The sequence below is a fragment of the Shinella sp. GW821-FHT11G07 genome (assembly GCF_058808115.1).
In genome coordinates this window covers 99,538-116,841 of the sequence record NZ_JBXARJ010000005.1, presented here as the reverse complement: position 1 = coordinate 116,841, position 17,304 = coordinate 99,538, and the positions used below count along the sequence as shown (strand labels likewise).

Sequence of the window (17,304 nt, the reverse complement as noted above, 5' to 3'; positions counted from 1 at the left end):
GTGAGGCGGCGTATGGTCGCCAGCGTGGCGGACAACATAAGAGGAAACGGTGAAAAACGTCTTGTTTGTGTGCAGCCAGAACAAGCTTCGCAGTCCGACGGCCGAGCAGGTGTTCGCAAACTGGCCGAATATCGAAACCGCGTCGGCCGGCACGAACAATGATGCGGAGAATCCGCTTTCGGCAGAGCAGATCGAATGGGCCGATATCGTTTTCGTGATGGAGAAAGCGCACCGCAACAAGGTGCAGGGCAAATACCGCACCGCGCTCAAAGGCAAACGGCTGATCTGCCTGCACATCCCGGACGACTACGACTTCATGGATCCCGCCCTCATCCGGCTATTGGAGGCCAAAGTCCCTCGGCACTTTTAGGCTCAGCGCAGCAACCGCGCCGAGAAGGGGCTTTGATCAGGCCGACAGGCATCTGCACGCGTTATCGGCAGGCCTGTCAAACCAAATGGTCGTGCAATTCCATCCCCGTCTCAGTTCTCGCTCGACTCGTACAGCCGAAAAATTTCCTCGGTGACGCAAGGCTCGCCGCCGATGGATTTCCTCGACGACACCATCACGAAGCAGTTCACGGTGAAAGTGTTGGTGTAGAAATTGCCGTGGCCGGAGAGGCAGTGGGCGGCGTCCTTGGGGTGGCTGCCCTATATAGCGAGCTTGTCGCTTCCAGCGCTAAAATGTGTCACCTCCGTAACCGTAAACAAACTGCATTCCTTCGTTTTTCACTCGCCGTTCCATCAACATCATGAAGCCTGACGCACTTGGGATCGGCAAGTTTCGAAACCGGAGTGCGATTCGAACATTTTCCAGTGTAGTGTTCGGATGCCTTTGCAGGAACGGTGCGCTTTTCGCGACTGCTATACAGTCCTCTATTTTTTGTTCGATCGTTTCGAGGTGCATGGTTATTATCTCCTCATCCGACCATGAATGAAAGGCTAGCGCCTCTTTGGATGTCCAGGGAAGAGTATCATTGATTACCATCCGCACGTGACCGTGCTGGTAAGGTATTTCCAAGACGCGCTCGGAAACGCCTCCATGGGTGTGATGGCTCGGCTCTCGATTTTTCACTGTGATACCGCGTCGTCACGCGTCAAATGCCGTTGATGAGCAAATAGGGATGACGACCAAGGATCGTCCGTGCACGACCCTCGAACCGGTCAAGGAATGTTAGCAGCGCCCTTCGATGGAGTTTGTGCCGCTGCGGTATTAGTCCGGGGCAAATTACGTATTTGCCAACGGGCGCAGGCAGCTTCGCATTTCCTGCTACGTCACGTCGCAGGTCCGAAAATCGGGGTAAGATGTCGAGCCACGTCTCCCGCGTTGCCCAAGTGATACCCGAGTGCCGATAGCTGTTTGACCAATCCGGAAAGGAACGCGCGACCATACCCTCAATGAAAAGGAAGGCTTCTTCCCTCACGCTGAAAATATCTGGACCAAAACAATCGTGATCATAGTCATCGCGAAAGGCGTGGTCACAGGGTGCGAAGCTGAACGTGAGTCCGCCCTGGTGCCCATCAACGATTCGATAGTCGATTTTCATGAAAAAGCGGACACCGCGTGCCGCACAAGGAAATGACGATCTGTCATAGCAACAGGTTCGTCACATATCAATTGCAACACTCATCCACCACCGCGATGGTCACCAGTCGAGTCAACGACATCGCAAAGTCCGGTATCGGTCGATTGCGGCACGCCGAAAGCGTTGCCGACATCAAACCGGATGGTCGTGCAGGTCCGCGCCGTCCCAGCTTCCGCCCGATTCGTAGAGCGGGAAGACCTCTTCGGTGACGTAAGGCCCGCCGCCGACCGATTCCTTCGACGACATCAGCACGAAGCGGTTCACGGTGAAGGTGTTGGTGTAGAAGTTGCCGCGGCCGGAGAGGTAGTGGGCGACGTCTTCCGGGCGGGCGTTGCGCAGGCGCGCGAGGGTGACGTGGGGGGTGAATTTGCGCGGGTCGGCGGGCAGGCCGAGGCGCTGGCAGATGCGCTCGATTTCGGCCTGGAGGGCGTACATTTCCGGGGCCTGGGTGACGCCGGCGAAGACGGAATGGGGTTTCTTCGAGCCGAAGGAGCCGATGCCGGACAGGCCCAGCTGGAATTCGGGGCGCTCGATGCGGTCGAGCTTGTCGACCACCTCGTCGGCGGTGCGGCCGTCGATATCGCCGATGAAGCGTAAGGTGATGTGAAAGTTCTCGACGTCTATCCAGCGGGCTCCGGGGAGGCCACCTCTCAGTAACGAGAGGCTCATGGCCGCGTTGCGCGGCACTTCGAGGGCGATGAAAAGTCTCGGCATGGCGACCTCTCCACACTGGAATGTACTGTCAGCGAATCACGCAACCGCTTTTTGCGCAACCCTTATTTCGCACCCGCGAAAACTACTCCCCTGCCGTGATCGACTTGAGGAAGGTTTCCGCGGCCGGAAGTATGGTCTTCACCATGACGTCGACGCCCTGCGTGTTGGGGTGCATGCCGTCCTCGAGCTGGAGGTCTGCCTTGGTGACGACGCCGTCGAGGAAGAACGGATAGAGCGCCACGCCGTGTTTGTCCGCCATGCGCTGGTAGATGCCGTTGAAACGTTCGCCATATTCCGGGCCCATGTTCGGGGGCGCGATCATGCCGGCGAGCAGCACGGCGATGCCGCGCTCCTTCAGGCGGGTCAGCATGGCATCGAGGTTCTTTTCCGTCTGTTCCGGCGGAATGCCGCGCAGTGCATCGTTGGCGCCGAGTTCGAGGATGACGCCCTTCGTGCCGTCCGGGATCGACCAGTCGAGACGGGCAAGACCGCCCGACGTGGTGTCGCCGGACACGCCGGCATTGGCGACCTCGACCGCGAAACCCTTTTCGCGCAGCGCCGCCTCCAGCTTGACCGGAAAGGCATCCGATGCGGGAAGCTGGTAGCCGGCCATCAGGCTGTCGCCGAAGCCGACGAGCTTGACCGGCTCGGCCAAGGCGTTGCCGGCGGATAACAAAGCTGTGATTGCAAGTGAGGCGAAAATCGAAAGCGCCGCTTTAAACGACATAGTGCTGATCCTAGATTGCTGGCATTCCAGTTGTTCCAACAACATATAGGGCAGAATTCCTTGGCCAAAACCATCATCGATCTTAAAAATGCCGATCTCACCCTCGGGAGGGCTGCCGCCTCCGTGCATGTGCTGAAGGGAATCGGCCTGTCGATCGATGCGGGCGAATCGGTCGGCATCGTCGGCCCGTCGGGGTCCGGCAAGTCGACATTGTTGATGGTGCTGGCCGGTCTGGAACGGCTCGACAGCGGTGAAATCCATATCGATGGCGCCGGCCTGCATGGCATGAGCGAGGACCAGGTGGCGGATTTTCGCGGCCGCAACATCGGCATCGTCTTTCAGTCCTTCCACCTCATTCCCAACATGACGGCGCTGGAAAACGTCGCGGTGCCGCTGGAGCTTGCCAATGTGCGCGATGCCTTCGAGATCGCCCGGCGCGAACTGACGGCGGTCGGGCTCGGCGAACGCCTGTCGCACTATCCCGGCCAGCTTTCGGGCGGCGAACAGCAGCGCGTGGCGATTGCGCGCGCACTGGCGCCGGCGCCGAAACTGTTGATCGCCGACGAGCCGACCGGCAATCTCGACACCGAGACCGGCCGGCAGATCGCCGACCTGCTGTTTGCCAAGCAGGCCGAGCGCGGCACGACGCTGGTGCTGGTGACGCATGATCCGTCGCTCGCCGCCCGGTGCAGCCGGCAGGTCGCCATGCGTTCCGGTGAGATCGTGTCGGGTGCCGCACCTCTCAGGGCCACGCTCGCAGAGGCGGTGCCGGCATGAGGGTCGGCTCGATCCTTCGGCAGTTTCCGCTGGCGATCCGTCTGGCGCTGCGCGAAATGCGCGGTGGCCTGAAGGGGTTTTACATTTTCCTCGCCTGTATCGCGCTTGGAACGGCGGCGATTGCGGGCGTCAATTCCGTATCGAGCGCCATCACGCAGGCGATCGCCTCGCAGGGGCAAACGCTGCTGGCCGGTGACGTGCGTTTCGAGTTCAACAACCGCTTTGCGACGCCGGAAGAACTGAAGCATTTCCAAAGCCTTGGCGATGTGTCGCTGTCCACCGGGCTGCGCTCCATGGCGCGCCTGCCGGATGGTTCCGACCAGACGCTGGTGGAGGCGAAGGGCGTCGATGGTGCCTATCCGCTCTACGGCGCGTTGGAAACCTTGCCGCAGCAGCCGGCGAGCCAGCTGTTTGCCAAGCAGGGCGAGGCCTTTGGCGCCGTGGTGGCGCCCTTGCTGCTGGACCGGCTCGGCATTGTCGTCGGCGACGAGATCCTGCTGGGCACGGCGAAGCTCAAGGTCACGGGCACGCTGGTGCGCGAGCCCGATGCGGTGTCGGAAGGGTTTGGCTTCGCGCCGCGCCTGATGCTGTCGGAAGCGGCCTTGCAGGCAAGCGGCCTCGTGCAGACCGGCAGCCTGGTGGAAAATGCCTATCGCGTCCGGCTTGCCGATCAGGACGTGTCGCTCGCAAAGGTCCGGGCCGATGCCAACAAGGCCTTCCCGAAGGCCGGCTGGTCGATCCGCACCGCCAACAGCGCCGCACCCTCGCTGACCACCAACATCACCCGCTTCTCGCAGTTCCTGACGCTGGTCGGCCTGACGGCGCTGATCGTCGGCGGCGTCGGCGTGGCGAATGCCGTGCGGGCCTATCTCGATTCCAAGCGTTCGGTCATCGCGACCTTCAAGTGCCTCGGTGCGCCGGCCTCGCTGGTGGCGCTGATCTACCTGACGCAGATCGCGCTGATTGCGGCCGTAGGCATCCTGATCGGCCTTGTTGCCGGGGCGCTGATGCCCATGGTGGCGATGCAGTTCCTCGAAGGCGTGCTGCCGGTGCCGGCGGAGGCGACGCTCTATCCGTCCGCCCTGCTGATCGCCGCCGTCTTCGGCCTGCTGACGGCGCTTGCCTTCGCGATCATGCCGCTTGGCCATGCCCGCGAGGTGCCGGCGACGGCACTGTTCCGCGAGCAGGGTTTTGAAACCGGCCGGCTGCCGAGCTGGCCCTATGTGCTGGGGGCGGCGGTCTTTCTTGCCGCATTGGCGGGGCTGGCGATCTTTACCGCCTATGACCGCTACATCGCATTGGTCTTCCTCGGCGCCATCGCCTTCGCCTTCGTGGTGCTGCGCGTTGTTGCCATGCTGATCACGGCGCTGGCCAAGCGCAGCCCGCGGGTCAATTCGCCATCGCTGCGCCTCGCCATTGGCAATATCCACCGGCCGGGGGCGCTGACCTCCTCCGTGGTGCTGTCGCTCGGGCTTGGGCTTGCGCTGCTCGTCACGCTGACGCTGATCGACGGGAATCTGCGCCGCGAGCTCACCGGCAACCTGCCGGAGCGGGCGCCGAACTTCTTCTTCGTCGACATCCAGGGCAGCGAACTCTACGGGTTCCGGCAGGTGCTGCAGTCCAACATGCCCGATGGCAAGATCATCGAGGTGCCGATGCTGCGCGGCCGCGTCATGGAGCTGAACGGCGTCGACGTGGCGAAGGTCAAGGTGCCGCCGGAAGGCCAGTGGGTGCTGCGCGGCGATCGCGGCATCACCTATGCCAAGCGCACGCCGGAAAATTCGACGCTTGCCGAAGGCGAATGGTGGCCGGAGGATTATTCCGGCGAGCCGCTCGTCTCGTTCGCGGCGGAGGAGGGACGCGAGCTCGGCCTCAAGATTGGTGACACGGTGACGGTCAGCGTACTCGGCCGCAACATGACGGCGCGCATCGCCAACTTCCGCAATGTCGAGTGGGAATCGCTGTCGATCAACTTCGTCATGGTCTTCTCGCCGAACACCTTTGCCGGCGCGCCGCATGCGTGGCTGGCAACGGTGATCGACCCGTCGGCGACGGCGGAGCAGGAGGCGGCGACGCTGAAGGCGGTCACCAACGCCTATCCGACCGTCACCAGCGTGCGCGTCAAGGATGCGCTCGACGTGGTCAACGAGCTGGTCGGCCAGCTGGCGACGGCGATCCGCGCGGCTGCCGCCGTGGCGCTGATCGCCTCGATCCTCGTGCTGGCCGGCGCGCTTGCCGCGGGCAACCGGGCGCGCGTGCACGATGCGGTCGTGCTGAAGACGCTGGGCGCCACGCGTGCCACGCTGATCCGCGCCTTCAGCTACGAATATCTGATGCTGGGGCTGGCCACCGCGATCTTCGCGCTGTTTGCCGGGGGTGTCGCGGCCTGGTTCGTGGTGAGCCGGATCATGACGCTGCCGTCGAGCTTCCTGCCGGATGTCGCGGTGATGACCGTGGTGACGGCGCTCGTCATGACCGTCGGCATCGGCCTTGCCGGGACCTGGCGTATTCTGGGACAGAAGGCGGCGCCGGTGCTGCGAGAGCTTTGAAATTGCAAGGCCCGTGGCTCGCGCAAGGGTCGCGGGTCTTGTGCGAGACACAATTCATGCGCATATTTACCACAGGCAAGCTGGAGCCCCGCAGCGGTTGCCTGGACCCCGCAAGCGCGCCGAACGATCGGAGCGAACAAACGGGAGCCCGACACCGTCTATTCCAAGGGGCTTTATGAGAGGAAAACATGGCTGATCTTCGCAACTACCAGACCCGAACGGCGAATACCGGCGCTCAGGCCGGTGCCGTCATCGACCAGGGCCTGCGCACCTACATGCTCCGGGTCTACAACCTGATGGCCTTCGGTCTCGCGATCACCGGTCTCGTGGCGTATTTCGCCTCGCAGGCCGCCTTCGCCGATGGCCAGCTGACCGCGTTCGGTCAGGCGATCTATGTGAGCCCGCTGAAGTGGGTCGTCATGCTCGCCCCGCTGGCGCTGGTCTTCTTCCTGAGCTTCCGCATCCACACGATGAGCGTTGCCGCCGCGCAGGCGACCTTCTGGGTCTATGCCGGCCTGATGGGCCTGTCGCTGTCGTCGATCTTCCTGGTCTATACCGGCGCCAGCATCGCGCAGACCTTCTTCGTCACCGCTGCCGCCTTCGGCTCGCTGTCGCTGTTCGGCTACACGACGAAGCGGGACCTGTCCGCGATGGGTTCGTTCCTGGTGATGGGCCTGTTCGGCCTGATCATCGCCTCGCTCGTCAACCTGTTCCTGCAGTCCTCGGCGCTCGACTTCGCGATCTCCGCGATCGGCGTGCTGGTCTTCGCAGGCCTGACGGCCTGGGATACGCAGAAGATCAAGGAAATGTATTTTGAAGCCGACGACGCCGCCGTGGCCGGCCGCAAGGCCATCATGGGTGCGCTGACGCTCTACCTCGACTTCATCAACCTCTTCCTGTTCCTGCTGCGTTTCCTCGGCAACCGCGAGTAACGCCAGGAGCCGTAGGGCTGATCACACGAACCCCGCCGGAGACGGCGGGGTTTTTGTTTGGGGCTTCGGCGTTTGCAGACACGCCCTCAATGTCGTTCGGCAATCAAACGTGATCTTCCCGTTTCTTGACGTTTTTGCCGGTTCATGCGCATTGTCGCTCAATCATGCACGATTTGGTGTCGACGATGTCCATACACGACCTTCTTCTGGGAGAACGGCAGGATCTGATCCGCGCACGGCTCGACGTCTCGGGCCGGGTGATCGCGGCGGAGCTTGCGCAGGAGCTGGGTGTGTCGGAAGACACGATCCGGCGCGATCTGCGCGAGATGGCGGCGCTGGGACTTTGCCGCCGTGTCTATGGCGGCGCGCTTAGGGTTTTGCAGTCGACGAGTTCGATGAACGAACGTATTGCCGTCAGCGGCGACCGCAAGGCGGCGCTGGGTCGCACCGCAGCCGAACTGATCCCGGCCGGCAGCACGATCTTCCTCGATTCCGGCAGCACCAACCTGGCGCTTGCCCGCGCACTGCCGGCGGGCAGCGATCTCACGGTCATCACCAATGCGCCGGCGATCGCGACGGCCGTTCTCGAACGCGATATCGCAACGATCCAGCTCGGCGGATTGATCGATCCGCGCGCCGGCGGCGCGGTCGGCGCAAAGGCGATGCGCGATGCGGAGGCGTTCCGACCGGATATCCTGGTGCTCGGCGTCTGCGGCATCGACCCGGATGCCGGCGTCACCGCTTTCAGTTTCGAGGATGCGGAATTGAAGCGCCTCATCATCTCGCTGAGCAAATCCGTGCTGGTCGCGGTCCTGAACGACAAGCTTTCCACCGCCGCTCCCTATTCGGTCGTGCCGCTTTCCCGGGTGACGCGTGCCGTGCTCGAGGTGGATGCGGATGACGCCGAGGCCGACCGGCTCGCGGCGGCCGGTATCCAGATCATCCGCGCCAGGTAGGCCCCGAACCTCGCGATTCCTTTGTAAAACGGATCTCCCATGACGACCTCCGACAATGCCCTTGCCGGCAAATCCATCGCCAAGACCTATTTCCCGTCGACACGGCTTGCCGTCTCCGGGCTCTTCCTGCTGAACGGCACCTTTGCCGGCGCCTGGGCGCCAAAAATCCCGGAATTCGCAAGCCGTCTCGACCTTGCCGAATCCGGGCTCGGTCTGATGATCATGTGCTTCGGAATCGGCTCGCTGGTGCTGATGCCGATCGCCGGCATCCTGATCGCCCACTATGGCACGACGCGCACGGTGAAGGGCGCGACGATCCTCTTCCTTTCGACGATGCTGCTGCTCTCCATCGCGCCGAATATCCCGGTCGGTGCCGTCGCCATCTTCTTCTTCGGCGGGCTGATGGGCGCGATGGACGTCGCCATGAACGGCAATGCAGTCGAAGTGGAGAAATCCATGCGGCGCGCCATCATGTCGTCCTGCCATGCCTTCTGGAGCCTCGGCGCCTTCATCGGGGCCACGACCGGCGGTTTCCTGATCGAGCGGCTCGGCGTGATGGGCCATGCGGGACTGCTCACCGTGGTCGGTGCCGTCGCACTCGTGTTCATCTGGCCCTTTGTCCTGCACGATGCGCCGCATCCGAACGAGGAGCGCCAGAAGGTGCGCCTGCCGATGACGTTGCTGCCCTGGCTGATCGGCCTCATGGCGCTGTTCTCCATGGCGCCCGAGGGCGCGATCCTCGACTGGGGTGCGCTCTATATGCGCGACGAGCTTGGCGCGTCGCTGGCGCTCTCGGGTTTCGCCTTCGGTGCGTTCTCACTGACGATGGCCGTCATGCGCTTTGCCGGCGACCATGTGCGTGATCGCTTCGGCGCGGTGAAGACGCTGCGCTTCTGCACCGTCATGGCGATGATCGGCATGGTCACCGCCGGCCTGGCGCCGAACGCCTATATTGCGGTGATCGGCTTTGCGATCTGCGGCGTCGGGATTTCCAACATGGTGCCGATCGCGTTTTCCGCCGCCGGCAACCTGCCCGGTTTCGCGCAGGGCGTGGCGCTGTCGGTTGCAACCGTCATGGGCTATTCCGGTTCGCTGTTTGCACCGTCGATCATCGGCTTCATTGCCGAGCATACCGGCTTTGCCATCATCTTCGCGCTGCTGCCGGTGCTGTTCATCGTCGTGCTGCTGCTGTCGCACCATGCGGTGCATGCGGATGTGCGCGATCACCGTTGACGGCAAAACGACGCGCGGCGATCAAATCGTCGCGTGTCCCAAAGCAATTCCAGCAAAAGTGCGCAGCGGTTTTGCGTCCGGAATTGCCTAAAAACAAAGAGATAGGGCGTTTTCGCGTCTCGCAGAAAAGCGGAAATGCTCTGGCGCTTGCAGTTGACAAGCCCGGTTTCCTGATCCACCTGAGGGAAAAGGCCGCGCGCCAAGGCTCGCGTGCAGCCGCTTTTCGAGCAAGAGGCTCCATTATGTCCTTTTCCTTCGACTTTGAACCGAAGCCGCGGCGCCAGTCCGTCGGGGTCGATGTCGGCGGCGTGCTGGTCGGCGGCGGTGCGCCGGTCGTCGTGCAGTCGATGACCAATACGGATACCGCCGATATCGACGGTACGGTCGCCCAGGTCGCGGCCCTCCATCGCGCGGGTTCGGAGATCGTGCGCATCACGGTCGACCGCGACGAGAGTGCGGCGGCGGTGCCCAAGATCCGCGAGCGCCTGCTGCGTCTTGGCCTCGACATACCGCTCGTCGGAGACTTTCACTATATCGGCCACAAGCTGCTCGCCGATCACCCGGCCTGCGCCGAGGCGCTGGCGAAGTACCGTATCAATCCGGGCAATGTCGGCTTCAAGGAAAAGAAGGACCGGCAGTTTTCGGCAATCGTCGAGACGGCGATCCGCCACAACAAGCCGGTTCGCATCGGCGTCAACTGGGGCTCGCTCGACCAGGAGCTTTTGACGCGGCTGATGGACGAAAACCAGGCCAAGGGTTTTCCGCTGACGGCCCAGCAGGTGATGCGCGAGGCGATCTGCCAGTCGGCGCTGCTCTCTGCGGATCTGGCGGAAGAAATCGGCCTGCCGCGCGACCACATCATCCTGTCGGCCAAGGTCTCCAACGTGCAGGATCTCATCGCCGTCTATGCGATGCTGTCTTCCCGCTCCGACCATGCGCTGCATCTCGGCCTGACGGAAGCCGGCATGGGCACCAAGGGCATCGTCGCCTCGTCGGCCTCGCTCGGCATCCTGCTGCAGCAGGGCATCGGCGACACGATCCGTATCTCGCTGACGCCGGAGCCCGGTGGCGACCGCACCCGCGAGGTGCAGGTGGCGCAGGAACTGCTACAGGTCATGGGTTTTCGGCAGTTCATTCCGGTGGTGGCCGCCTGTCCGGGCTGCGGGCGCACGACCTCGACGGTGTTCCAGGAACTGGCGCAGAAAATCCAGGACGACATCCGCAAGAACATGCCGGTCTGGCGTGAAAAATATCCGGGTGTCGAGGGCCTCAAGGTCGCCGTCATGGGCTGCATCGTCAACGGGCCGGGCGAAAGCAAACATGCCGATATCGGCATCTCGCTGCCCGGTACCGGCGAACTGCCGATCGCGCCGATCTATGTCGACGGCAAGAAGGCGATGACGCTGCGCGGCACCAACATCGCCGGCGAATTCGAGACGCTGGTCAACGACTATATCGAGAAGCGTTACGGGCAGGGCCAGGCGGCGGCTGAATAAGCTTTCTCAGGCGCCACGCCGGACGGAAAACCGCTTCACACTTTTCCTGGCGCGGCTCAGACTCAGAGCCGCGTTGTCAAAAGCTTGAAGCCTGCAAAAGCGAAGAAGGCGGCCATGACGCCTTCAATGGCGCGACGCGACTTGAGATAGGCCCGGTGCACGGGGCCGAGCGAGAAGACCAGCGCGAAGCCGAGGAAGACGGCAATCCCCATCACCATGCAGCCGGCGATGAAGGTGATCATCACACCGCCCGGCGCGCCCGGCGGCATGCCGAGCGATGTCAGCATGATCCAGTTGAAGATCGCCTTCGGATTGGTGATGTGGATGCCGAGGCCCTTGAGGTACTGCCGGCGCGGCGACAGCGGCGGCATGGCCGCCATCTGCGCGCGATAGACTTCCTCGCTCTTGCGCGCCGCCCTGTAGGCGTTCCAGGCGAGCCACAGCAGGTAGCAGCCGCCGACGATCTTCAGCACGATGATCGCCTGGCCGTAGGTACGGATGAGGGCCGAGAGGCCCGATGCCGTGAGGATCGCCCAGATGTAGGAACCTGTCAGCACGCCCGAGGCGAGCGCCAGCCCGGCGCGGCGGCCCTGGCTGATCGAGGTCGCGATGATGGCGATGATCGCCGGTCCCGGCGAGGCTGTCGCGATGAAATAGGCGGTCCAGGCGACGGCGAGTTGCGGCAGGTAGGGCGTGATGTCGGTCATGGTTCACCGGTGGATATCGGTGGACGATAGCCGATCGTGTTTTCCGCTCCTAGCTGGAGAATTGCACCACATGTCACTGTCGGTCGGGAAGGTCGGCGCATCCCCCTCATCCGGCCCTTCGGGCCACCTTCTCCCCGCTGGGGAGAAGGGGAGGTGCGGTGTGTTGTTGAACGCGCCGTCGAGAGGATGAAAAGGAGGCCTTGTCCCCTTCTCCCCAGCGGGGAGAAGGTGCCGGCAGGCGGATGAGGGGGCTGTCGCCGCCCTGGTCGAACCCTCAGACGATGTCCTCGACCGCGGCGATCAGCCGGTCGCATTCCTCCGGCGTGCCGATGGTGATGCGCAGGAAGTCCGAGATGCGGGGTTTTGCGAAGTGGCGCACCAGCACGGCGCGGTCGCGCAGGCCCTTGGCGAGGGCTTCGCCGCTATGGCCGGGGTGGCGGGCGAAGACGAAGTTGGCCTGCGAGGGCAGGACCTCGAAGCCGCGCTGGCGAAGCGCGCCGGTGACGCGTTCGCGTGTCTCGATGACCTTGCCCCGGGTCTCGTCAAACCAGGCGCGGTCGTCCACGGCGGCGGCAGCACCGGCCTGGGCGACGCGGTCGAGCGGGTAGGAGTTGAAACTGTCCTTGACGCGCTCCAGCGCATCGATCAGCGGGCGCTGGCCGATGGCGTAGCCGACGCGCAGGCCGGCCAGCGAGCGGGATTTCGACAGCGTGTGCACGACGAGCAGGTTGTCGTACTTCCTGGTCAGCGGGATGGCGCTCTCGCCGCCGAAATCGATATAGGCCTCGTCGACCACGACCGGCTGGTCCGGGTGTTCCGAGACGAGCTTTTCGATCGCCGCCAGCGGCAGGCCGATGCCGGTAGGCGCGTTCGGGTTCGGCAGGATGATGGCGCCGGCGGGGCGGGCGTAATCCGCCAGATCGATGGTGAAATCGTCCTTCAGCGGGATCTCCACGGCCTCGATGCCGAACAGGCGGCAATAGGTCGGGTAGAAGCTGTAGGTGATATCCGGATAGAACAGCGGCTGCTCGTGGTTGAGAAGCGCCACGAAGGCGTGCGCCAGCACCTCGTCCGAGCCGTTGCCGACAAAGACCTCGTCGGCCTCCACACCGTAGAAGCGGGCGATCGACTGGCGCAGCGCCAAGGCAGACGGGTCCGGGTAGAGCTTCAGGCTGTCGGCGACGGCGGCCTGCATGGCGGCGATCGCCTTTGGCGAGGGGCCGTAGGGGTTTTCGTTGGTGTTGAGCTTGGTGAGGTTTTGAATGCGCGGCTGCTCCCCCGCGACATAGGGCTTGAGCGTGGCGACGATCGGCGACCAGAATTTGCTCATGAGGTCAGTTCCTGCGATTGGCGATGAAATGGGCGGTTTCGATGAGAATCCCCGCCCGATGGCTGAACGGCGCAAGAAGCGCCTCGGCCTCCTTCACAAGCTCCTGAAGACGGCTTTCCGCCCAGGCCTGGCCGCGGCGTGACACGAGCGTCGCCTTGCCGCGGTCGGCATCCTTGCCGGTCGCCTTGCCCATGGTCTCGGCATCAGCGGTGAGATCCAGCAGATCATCGGCGATCTGGAAGGCGAGGCCGACCGTTTCGCCGTAGCGGCGCAGCGTCGCCCGCTCATCATTTGAGGCGCCTGCGATGATCGCCCCGGCCTCGCAGGCAAAGCGCAGGAGTGCGCCGGTCTTCATGGCCTGCAGCGTGACGACGCCGTCTTCGTCCGGCGCCTGTTTTTCCGCCGCAAGATCGAGCGCCTGGCCACCGGCCATGCCGCCAATGCCGGCGGCGCGGGCGAGCGCCAGTATAAGGGCCGCCTTGGTGGCGTCCGGCAGGCGGGTTTCGGGCGCGGCGACGATGTCGAAGGCAAGCGTCAGCAGGCTGTCGCCGGCAAGGATGGCGGCAGCCTCGTCGAAGGCGATATGCACGGTCGGCTGGCCACGGCGCAGGTCGTCGTCGTCCATCGCCGGCAGGTCGTCATGCACGAGCGAATAACAGTGGATGCATTCGAGCGCGGCGCCGATGCGCAGCGCCGTCGCGCGCTCGACATTCGGGAAGAGGGCGGCGGATTCGATGACGAGGAAGGGGCGCAGGCGCTTGCCACCGTTCAGCACGCCGTGGCGCATGGCGGCGAGAAGCCGTTCGGGGCGGGCGATTTCGTCCGCCTGCACGGTACTCGACAACAGTGCGGCGAGCAGCGCTTCCACCGCTTCGGCATTGCTCTTCAGGAGGGATTGGAATTCCTGGTAACGTTCGCTCATGGCCGCTCTTTGGCATGGGCTCCGGGCTTAGGCAACGGGAATGCCGGGATGGCGGCAAAGAATCGCGGCACGCCGCTGGTTTTTGGCGAGCCGTGACGGTATGAAAGCGCAACGACGCAAGGATGGGCGCCGGCACTTGGACATCGTACCGGAAACACGGGCAGACACGGTCAATTCGGAGGCAGATGCCGGTGGCAGGGATGGTTTGATGACCCGCCTTCGCCGGCACTGGCGACGCATTGTCCTTGCCGTGGCGGCTTTTATCGCACTGCCCTATGTGCTGATCCTGCTCTATACGATCGAGTTCGTCCGTCCGGTTTCGACCCTCATGCTGAGCGACCTCGTGCTGTTGCGCGGCTACGACCGGCAATGGGTGGAGTTCGATGCGATTTCACCCAATCTCGTGCAGGCGGTGATGATGTCGGAGGACGGGCAATTCTGTCGCCATGCCGGCGTCGACTGGGGCGAGATGCGGGCGGTGGTGAACGAGGCGCTGGCCGGCGAGCAGACGCGTGGTGCCAGCACCATCCCCATGCAGACGGCAAAGAACCTGTTCCTGTGGAACGGCCGCTCCTTCCTGCGCAAGGTGATGGAACTGCCGCTCGCCGTCGTTTCGGATTTCGTCTGGAGCAAGCGGCGGCTGATGGAGATCTATCTCAACATCGCCGAATGGGGGCCGGGCATCTACGGCGTCGAGGCAGCGGCACAGCACCATTTCGGGGTCCCGGCCGCAAAACTCTCACGCCGGCAGGCGGCCCTTCTCGCCGTTTCGCTGCCCAATCCCTTCGAGCGCAATGCCGGCAAGCCGGGGCGCGGCCTGCAACGGCTGGCACGGTTGATCGAACGGCGGGCGAGCCGGTCGGGCGAATATATCAAATGCCTTTATGAGTGACGTCAGGGCTTTTCATTGGCGTTTGCCGGCCTGAGCCCATAGGATTCGGCGCCTGCAAGGAGCACGCAATGTCAGACCTCATCCTCTATGTCGGCAACAAGAACTATTCCTCCTGGTCCTTCCGGCCCTGGATTGCGCTGGCAGCGGCCGGCGTGCCCTTCACGGACAAGGTGATCCCCTTCGATTTCGCCGCGGGCAATCCGGAAATTCGAAAAGTCTCTCCGACGGGCAAGGTGCCGGTGCTGTATCATGGCGCCGTGCGGGTGTGGGAATCGCTCGCCATCATCGAATATGCCGCCGAGCTTTTTCCCGACAAGGGCATCTGGCCCGAAGACGTGGCGGCCCGCGCCGAGGCACGGGCGATCTCGATGGAAATACTCTCCGGCTTCCACGCGCTGCGCAATACCTGCCCGATGAACATCCGCCGCGAGCCCGGCGCGGTCGACCTGTCTGATGGCGTGAGAAACGACGTCGCGCGCATCGAAACGATCTGGAAGACGGCGCTGGCCCGCTCCGGCGGCCCGTTCCTGTTCGGTGCGTTTTCGGCGGCCGATGCCATGTATGCGCCGGTCGTCAATCGCTTCGAAGCCTATCGCCTCACGAAGGATGAAACCGTACTGGCCTACATGGCGCGCATGAAGGCGCATCCGGCCTGGCAGGAATGGGAGCGGGCCGCGCGCGCCGAGACCTGGATCGTGCCGGAAGACGAAGCCTGACCGACGGAATCGAAAAATTCGGGTCAGGGACTGGTCAAGCGGCGTTTTGCCATGTATAAGCCCGCCAAATTTCCGAAATAAAGACATGTCTTTGTCAGCCATTCGGTGGCCTGCGGATGTGTTTGCCCGATAAGTGGAGTTAGTGAAATGGCTGTACCAAAAAGAAAAACGAGCCCGTCCAAGCGCGGTATGCGCCGTTCCGCAGACGCTCTGAAGGGTTCGACCTACATCGAAGACAAGAACTCGGGCGAACTGCGCCGTCCGCACCATATCGACCTGAAGACCGGCATGTACCGCGGTCGCCAGGTTCTGACGCCGAAGGAAAGCGCATAATCTGCGTTTTCGGCATCAGCTGAGATCAGGGGCCGGTTCGACCGGCCCTTTTCTTTTGCGCCATTTTTGCCGGTCTCATCGACACGACATTTTCTTGTGCCGAATCTTAGGCTAAGAGGGCCGGAAGGGCTGCTCGTGCGAGAGCGGCCAGAGGAGAGCGCCATCCATGCTTTTTGCCATCCCGCTTCTGATCATCCCGTTCGCTCTCTACAATCTCGCCATGACCGGGCTGTTCGGTGACGGTGGCACCGCCGTGCTCGACAGCGAGGTGCTGGCGGTCAACATGCTGTCTGGCACGACCTGGACGATGGCCTTTGGCGACCTGCTCATCTTCATCGCGCTCGTGCTGCTCTTCGTGGAAATCCTGAAGGCCACGCGGCCGGGCTCGCGCGCGCTCTTCGATCACATGCTGTCGATGGTGCTTTTCGTGGCGTCTCTCGTCGAGTTCCTGCTGGTGCAGGGGGCGGCCACGCAGATCTTCTTCATCCTGATGACCATCTGCTTCATCGACGTCATCGCGGGCTTTGCGGTCTCGATCCGCACGGCGGGCCGGGATCTTTCGATCGGGCTCTGACAAGGCGCGGGGAGGCCCCGCGCCGTTTCTGGTCTCAGCTCAGGTTGTCGAGCTTGGTCTGCAGCGCGCGCAGTTGTTCCTTCAGCTCGTCGAGATCCTTGGGCTCGGCCTTGCGGGTTTCCTTCGGCGGCGTGGCATTGGCGAAGGGGGCGAACATCTTCATCGCCTGCTGGAACAGTTCGGTGTTGCGTCGCGTCGTTTCCTCGATCAGCGCCATCGGCACCTGCAGGTTCTTGGCAAGCGGCGTATCGCCCAGCGCCTTGTTGATCTGCTCGCGCATCTGCGAATGCTGCTCGGTGAAGGCCTGCATGGAGTGTTCGAGATAGCTCGGCACCACCATCTGCATCTGATCGCCGTAATAGGAAATCAGCTGGCGCAGGAAGGAGATCGGCAGGAGCGTGTTGCCGGTCTTGGATTCCTGCTCGAAGATGATCTGCGTCAGCACCGAATGAGTGATGTCGTCGCCCGATTTCGCATCCTGTACGGTGAAGTCCTCGCCCTTCTTCACCATGACTGCGAGATCGTCGAGCGTCACATAGGTGCTCGTGCCCGTATTGTAGAGGCGGCGGTTGGCGTATTTCTTGATGACGATCTGACCGTCGTTCTTGGCCATTAGGGTCTCCTCATCCCCGTGTTCCTGTTTCTTTTTTGATGCCGGGGAGTATCCGCAAAAACAGGCTTCCTGACAATCGAATTGTGCGATGCGGCGAGGAATGCTGCGCAACATGGAATTTCATGCTGCATGCCCGTTCGATGAAATTTTAGCGCTGCGGGATATCCCGTTTGACTCTCCCCCTCCGCTTTGCCAGTTTTGATTTGGGAGAACCGCCGGGCTCGCGCCGTTCGCGCATCGGGCCCGGTTC

17 protein-coding genes are annotated in these 17,304 nt (G+C 63.1%); 11 read left to right on the top strand and 6 right to left on the bottom strand.

Translation table 11 applies throughout. The features are described 5' to 3' along the window. Positions 1-49: 49 nt before the first annotated feature. Positions 50-370 carry a low molecular weight protein tyrosine phosphatase family protein gene (locus AC1RT2_RS11635; RefSeq protein WP_493101999.1) on the top strand — a complete coding sequence of 107 codons (321 nt, stop codon included), beginning with the start codon at positions 50-52 and terminating at the stop codon, positions 368-370. Between the two features lie 1,345 nt (positions 371-1,715). Here AC1RT2_RS11635 and thpR read toward each other — a convergent pair. Continuing rightward, the gene (thpR, locus tag AC1RT2_RS11630) at positions 1,716-2,297 is read right to left on the bottom strand and encodes an RNA 2',3'-cyclic phosphodiesterase (protein WP_069060709.1); all 582 of its coding nucleotides are present in this window, start codon (positions 2,295-2,297) and stop codon (positions 1,716-1,718) included. Positions 2,298-2,379: 82 nt separating this feature from the next. Beyond that, positions 2,380-3,024 (bottom strand): arylesterase, encoded by a 645-nt coding sequence (locus tag AC1RT2_RS11625; protein WP_493101997.1) that lies wholly within the window; start codon positions 3,022-3,024, stop codon positions 2,380-2,382. Positions 3,025-3,084: 60 nt separating this feature from the next. Between AC1RT2_RS11625 and AC1RT2_RS11620 the strand changes: the two genes are divergently transcribed. From AC1RT2_RS11620 to ispG, 6 genes are all read left to right on the top strand, one after another. Then, on the top strand, positions 3,085-3,801 hold the full coding sequence (locus AC1RT2_RS11620; RefSeq protein WP_069060711.1) for an ABC transporter ATP-binding protein: 717 nt from the start codon (positions 3,085-3,087) through the stop codon (positions 3,799-3,801). Then, entirely contained in the window at positions 3,798-6,350 is a 2,553-nt protein-coding gene (locus tag AC1RT2_RS11615) for an ABC transporter permease (RefSeq protein WP_493101994.1), read from the top strand. The genes AC1RT2_RS11620 and AC1RT2_RS11615 overlap by 4 nt, the downstream gene beginning before the upstream one ends. A gap of 188 nt (positions 6,351-6,538) precedes the next feature. Then, positions 6,539-7,282 (top strand): Bax inhibitor-1/YccA family protein, encoded by a 744-nt coding sequence (locus tag AC1RT2_RS11610; RefSeq protein ID WP_069060713.1) that lies wholly within the window; start codon positions 6,539-6,541, stop codon positions 7,280-7,282. A 191-nt stretch (positions 7,283-7,473) separates the two neighbouring features. Further along, positions 7,474-8,238 (top strand): DeoR/GlpR family DNA-binding transcription regulator, encoded by a 765-nt coding sequence (locus AC1RT2_RS11605; RefSeq protein WP_493102358.1) that lies wholly within the window; start codon positions 7,474-7,476, stop codon positions 8,236-8,238. Positions 8,239-8,277: 39 nt separating this feature from the next. After that, positions 8,278-9,471: an MFS transporter gene (locus AC1RT2_RS11600; RefSeq protein ID WP_493101992.1), complete on the top strand. Its 1,194-nt coding sequence runs from the start codon at positions 8,278-8,280 to the stop codon at positions 9,469-9,471. Between the two features lie 242 nt (positions 9,472-9,713). Next, entirely contained in the window at positions 9,714-10,967 is a 1,254-nt protein-coding gene (gene ispG, locus AC1RT2_RS11595; RefSeq protein ID WP_069060716.1) for a flavodoxin-dependent (E)-4-hydroxy-3-methylbut-2-enyl-diphosphate synthase, read from the top strand. A gap of 62 nt (positions 10,968-11,029) precedes the next feature. On the opposite strand, the gene AC1RT2_RS11590 is transcribed toward ispG, so the two are convergent. From AC1RT2_RS11590 to AC1RT2_RS11580, 3 genes are all read right to left on the bottom strand, one after another. Continuing rightward, a complete protein-coding gene (locus tag AC1RT2_RS11590; RefSeq protein WP_493101989.1) occupies positions 11,030-11,674 on the bottom strand; it encodes a LysE family translocator in 645 nt (214 codons plus the stop codon). Between the two features lie 274 nt (positions 11,675-11,948). Next, a complete protein-coding gene (gene hisC, locus AC1RT2_RS11585) occupies positions 11,949-13,004 on the bottom strand; it encodes a histidinol-phosphate transaminase (RefSeq protein WP_493101987.1) in 1,056 nt (351 codons plus the stop codon). A gap of 4 nt (positions 13,005-13,008) precedes the next feature. After that, positions 13,009-13,926 carry a polyprenyl synthetase family protein gene (locus tag AC1RT2_RS11580; RefSeq protein WP_493101985.1) on the bottom strand — a complete coding sequence of 306 codons (918 nt, stop codon included), beginning with the start codon at positions 13,924-13,926 and terminating at the stop codon, positions 13,009-13,011. A 208-nt stretch (positions 13,927-14,134) separates the two neighbouring features. On the opposite strand from AC1RT2_RS11580, the gene mtgA reads away from it, so the two are divergent. From mtgA to AC1RT2_RS11560, 4 genes are all read left to right on the top strand, one after another. Then, positions 14,135-14,818 (top strand): monofunctional biosynthetic peptidoglycan transglycosylase, encoded by a 684-nt coding sequence (mtgA, locus tag AC1RT2_RS11575; protein ID WP_150129983.1) that lies wholly within the window; start codon positions 14,135-14,137, stop codon positions 14,816-14,818. A 68-nt stretch (positions 14,819-14,886) separates the two neighbouring features. Beyond that, a complete protein-coding gene (locus AC1RT2_RS11570; protein WP_493101983.1) occupies positions 14,887-15,534 on the top strand; it encodes a glutathione S-transferase family protein in 648 nt (215 codons plus the stop codon). Between the two features lie 147 nt (positions 15,535-15,681). Then, a complete protein-coding gene (gene rpmF, locus AC1RT2_RS11565) occupies positions 15,682-15,867 on the top strand; it encodes a 50S ribosomal protein L32 (RefSeq protein WP_069060722.1) in 186 nt (61 codons plus the stop codon). A gap of 166 nt (positions 15,868-16,033) precedes the next feature. Then, on the top strand, positions 16,034-16,441 hold the full coding sequence (locus tag AC1RT2_RS11560) for a hypothetical protein (RefSeq protein ID WP_069060723.1): 408 nt from the start codon (positions 16,034-16,036) through the stop codon (positions 16,439-16,441). A gap of 34 nt (positions 16,442-16,475) precedes the next feature. Here the strand turns inward: AC1RT2_RS11560 and phaR are convergent, their stop codons facing one another. Further along, positions 16,476-17,054, bottom strand: coding sequence for a polyhydroxyalkanoate synthesis repressor PhaR (gene phaR, locus AC1RT2_RS11555; protein WP_069060724.1), 579 nt, complete (start codon positions 17,052-17,054; stop codon positions 16,476-16,478). Between the last annotated feature and the right edge of the window lie 250 nt (positions 17,055-17,304).